This is a genomic window from Lysobacter enzymogenes (genome assembly GCF_017168095.1).
Classification (GTDB): Bacteria; Pseudomonadota; Gammaproteobacteria; order Xanthomonadales; family Xanthomonadaceae; genus Lysobacter; species Lysobacter enzymogenes_D.
Genome location: NZ_LXSD01000032.1, coordinates 1 through 4,036 on the forward strand (window position 1 = coordinate 1; position 4,036 = coordinate 4,036).

Below are 4,036 nucleotides of genomic sequence, written 5' to 3' on the forward strand. Positions count from 1 at the left end.
GGCGCCGGCTGCGCGGCCTCGGGCGCGGCGGCCGGCGGCTTGGCGCAGGCCGTCAATGCGATGGCCAGCGCGAGGGCCGCGATCCTTGCTTGCTTCATCCTGAATTCCCCAAAACGTGCGTGAATGCCGTGAATACCGCGACAGCGCCAGTCTAGCCGCATGCCGCCCCCCGACGGCAGCTCCGCGGCGACCGTTCGGCGGGCCGCGAGCTTACCCATAACGATGTCGCGTGCGCGTGGATCAATTGCTCTAGATTGTGCGCCAAGCCGGCGCCTGCGTGGTGCGCGAACGCACAGCGCCCGCCCGCCGTTCATGCCGGCGCTGGACACCATCGCGCCCAGCCCTTACCCTAACCCCCGATTGCCGTCAGGCCGGATGCAGCAAACCCGTCGCGACCGGAACCCCACGCCCGTCGCCACGTCCGTACCCGTACTCCCACGCACACCATCGGTGCGCCGGTACGCGTGCGTCGCTGTCGTCGTCCGGCCCGCGCCCGCAAGCCTCCCGGTCCCAGCCGCCAAGCCCTGCCTGGCGCGCCGGTCGGAGCCGTTCGGGCCAAGCGCACACCTTTTTGAGTGGTCCGTAGCACCCGTAGGGACGCTTCGTCCGGTACGCAGGGAGCCCCGTTTCGGGAGCGTTCCCGCCCGCCCCGAACGCAGGCCCGGCGCGGCCCCGTGCCGCGCGCATCGTCGCAACATCGCTTTGCCGACGGCCCGGAGGGGCCGGTTCCTGATGACCCACCAAGCCGCGCCCGACGACGAAGCCACCGCGGACTCCACCGCCGGTGCCGCCGCGGGGCAAAATCCGGGCCCGACCGCGCCGCAGCAGCAGGAAATGCCGCTGGCGGTGGTGCACGGCCAGCCGGTGCTGCAGATCCCGCAGGACCTGTACATCCCGCCGGACGCGCTGGAAGTCATCCTGGAAGCCTTCGAAGGCCCGCTCGACCTGCTGCTGTACCTGATCCGCCGGCAGAACCTGGACATCCTCGACATCCCGGTGGCGGACATCACCCGCCAGTACGTCGACTACATCCAGGCCATGCACGAAATGCGCTTCGAGCTGGCCGCCGACTATCTGGTCATGGCCGCGATGCTGGCCGAGATCAAATCGCGCATGCTGCTGCCGCGCGCGGCCAACGAAGACGGCGAGGAAGAGGATCCGCGCGCCGAGCTGGTCCGCCGCCTGCAGGAGTACGAGCGCTACAAGAAGGCCGCCGAGGACATCGACGCCCTGCCCCGCCAGGACCGCGACACCGCGCCGGTGCAGGCCTATGTGCCGGACCGGGCCTCGATCCGGCTGCCGCCGCCGGTCGAGCTCAAGGAACTGCTGCTGGCGCTGCACGACGTGTTCAAGCGCGCCGAGCTGTACACCCAGCACGCGATCAAGCGCGACGCGCTGAGCGTGCGCCAGCGCATGGGCGAGCTGCTCACGCGCATGGCCGACGGCGCGTTCCACCGCTTCGAATCGCTGTTCGCGGTCGAGGAAGGCCGCCTGGGCGTGGTGGTGACCTTCCTCGGCGTGCTGACCCTGGCCAAGGAGCAACTGGTCGAGATCGTCCAGGACGGCTCGCTGGCGCCGATCTACGTCAAGTCGCTGGCGCTGATGAAGGACCCGGACGAGATCGAGCTCAGCAGCGAGTTCGACGACGCCGCCAACGACGAAAGCCAGGCGTGAGCCGGCGCGCCGGCCCGTCCGCGCCGCGGACCCCGCCCGTTCCGGCGCCTCCGCCCCACCCGCATCACCCGCCCGCCCGCGGCCTCGGCCGATCCCTCTTCCCGAACTGCGAATCCCGGCTGTAATGGACCAACTGCTGATCACCCGCATCGTCGAAGCCGCGCTGCTCGCGGCCAACCAGCCGCTGTCGCTGACGCAGCTGCACGCGCTGTTCCCGGAAGACCAGCCGCCGCCGGCGGACAGCGTGGAGACCGCGCTGCAGACCCTGCGCGAAGGCTGCGCCGAACGTGGCGTGGAGTTGGTCGAAGTCGCCTCGGGCTTCCGCTTCCAGGTCCAGGCCGACGTGCACGCCTGGGTCGCGCGGCTGTGGACCGAGCGCCAGACCCGCTACACCCGCGCCACCCTGGAAACCCTGGCGCTGATCGCCTACCGCCAGCCGATCACCCGCGGCGAGATCGAGCAGGTGCGCGGCGTGGCGGTCAGCAGCAACATCATCAAGGCGCTGGAAGAGCGCGAGTGGATCCGCGTGGTCGGCCACCGCGACGTGCCCGGCAAGCCGGCGCTGTTCGGCACCACCAAGGCCTTCCTGGACTACTTCGGCCTCAAGCGCCTGGACGACCTGCCGCCGCTGTCGGAACTCAAGGACATCGGCGAACTGGAACCGCAGCTGCCGCTGGACGGCGCGCCGATCCCGGCCGGCGTCGACGCCGGCAACGACGGCAACGACGGCGAAGGCGAGACCGAGGCGGCCGACGGCGCCGCGCCCGCCGCCAACGACGAAGCGCCGGCCGAGGCCGACGCGGAAGCCGCGACGGACGGAACCGACGCCGCGCCGGACGCCGCCGCCGCCGACAGCCAAGACGAACCACCCCAAGCATCCCAAGCATCCCAAGCATCCCAGTCCGCCGACGCGCCCGCCGCGGCGACGGACGAAGACACCGAACACACCGTCCCCTCGGACGACCCCGAAGCCGCGCCGGGCGAGCGCGCGGCGGACGCGAACGAACACGAACAAAGCGAACCCGCCGTCGAGACGACGACCGACGCTCTTAACGAGCACGTTCCGCAACTTGAGGCCGAATCCGAAGACGACCGGCCGGAGCAAGACAAATGACTGAAGAAACCCGTCGCAAGCTTTCCCTGAAGCGCGCCAGCGACGCCGCGGCCGAAGCGCCGCGCCTGGAAGAACGCCTGCACAAGGTGCTCGCGCAAGCGGGCCTGGGCTCGCGCCGCGCCCTGGAGCAGCGCATCGCCGACGGCCTGGTCAAGGTCAACGGCGAAGTCGCCCAGATCGGGGTGAGCATCAAGGGCGGCGACAAGATCGAACTGGACGGCCGCAGCTTCGTCGCCAGCGCCCTGACCGAGCCCTCGCGCGTGCTGATGTACAACAAGCCCGAAGGCGAAGTCACCACCCGCGAAGACCCCGAAGGCCGCCCGACCATCTTCGATTCGCTGCCCGCGCTCAAGGGCGCGCGCTGGATCGCGATCGGCCGCCTCGACATCAACACCACCGGCCTGCTGCTGCTCACCACCGACGGCGAGCTGGCCAATGCGCTGATGCATCCGTCCTTCGAGGTCGAGCGCGAGTACGTCTGCCGCGTGCGCGCTCCCGAGGGCGAGGACACCGTGCCGGACAACCTGGTCGACCGCCTCGCCCGCGGCGTGTCGCTGGACGACGGCCCGGCCAAGTTCGACGAGATCGAACGCATCGGCGGCACCGATTCGCACGACTGGTTCCGGGTCGTGGTGAAGGAAGGCCGCAACCGCGAAGTGCGCCGCCTGTGGGAATCGCAGGGCTGCCAGGTCAGCCGGCTCAAGCGCATCCGCTACGGCGGCGTGGCGCTGCCGCGCGAGCTGCTGCGCGGCCATTCGCAGGAACTGGCCGGCGACAAGGTCGAGGCGCTGCGCAAGGAGCTGGGCCTGGAAGACGGCACGCCCTCGGCGCTGACCCTGCAGCCGGTGATCGGCCAGCGCAAGGCGGCCAAGTCGACCGTGCACCTGTCCGGCGAGCGCGCGCACGGCTACGTCGGCGGCCACAACACCGCCGACGAAGGCCGCGAACTGCGCCGCTTCGACCATGTGCGCGAGGATCGCGGCGGCCGCGGCCGCGGCGGCCCGCGCAAGCACGGCGGCCTGACGGTCAGCGGCGAAGCCGCGGCCAAGCAGTCCAACAAGCCGTTCAAGACCCGCAAGGAAAAGGGCGTCAAGCCGCTGCCCGAGGGCAACCCGGCCGCGTTCCGCACCTGGTACGTGCCCGAGGGCGTGGAAACCGGGCCGAGCGGCCACCGCAATCCCGATGGGCGCGGCAAGAAGGGCGGCGGCGGCCGCCCGGGCGCCGGCGGTCCCGGCGGCGGCGCGCGTG

Annotated in this window: 3 protein-coding genes and 1 pseudogene; 3 read left to right on the forward strand and 1 reads right to left on the reverse strand. The window is 71.1% G+C overall.

What is annotated here, in order from left to right:
* Positions 1-218, reverse strand: a 218-nt coding sequence (locus A7A76_RS00985; RefSeq protein ID WP_206409440.1) for a hypothetical protein, incomplete at its 3' end; no start/stop codon positions are given.
* 616 nt (positions 219-834) lie between these two features.
* Between A7A76_RS00985 and A7A76_RS00990 the strand changes: the two genes are divergently transcribed.
* The 3 genes and pseudogenes from A7A76_RS00990 to A7A76_RS01000 form a co-directional block, all read left to right on the forward strand.
* Positions 835-1,674, forward strand: coding sequence for a segregation and condensation protein A (locus A7A76_RS00990; protein WP_241200653.1), 840 nt, complete (start codon positions 835-837; stop codon positions 1,672-1,674).
* 124 nt (positions 1,675-1,798) lie between these two features.
* Positions 1,799-2,792: pseudogene (scpB, locus tag A7A76_RS00995) on the forward strand (SMC-Scp complex subunit ScpB).
* The coding region (locus A7A76_RS01000; RefSeq protein WP_206409443.1) for a pseudouridine synthase at positions 2,785-4,036 on the forward strand (1,252 nt) is incomplete at its 3' end. The pseudogene scpB and the gene A7A76_RS01000, both read left to right, overlap by 8 nt.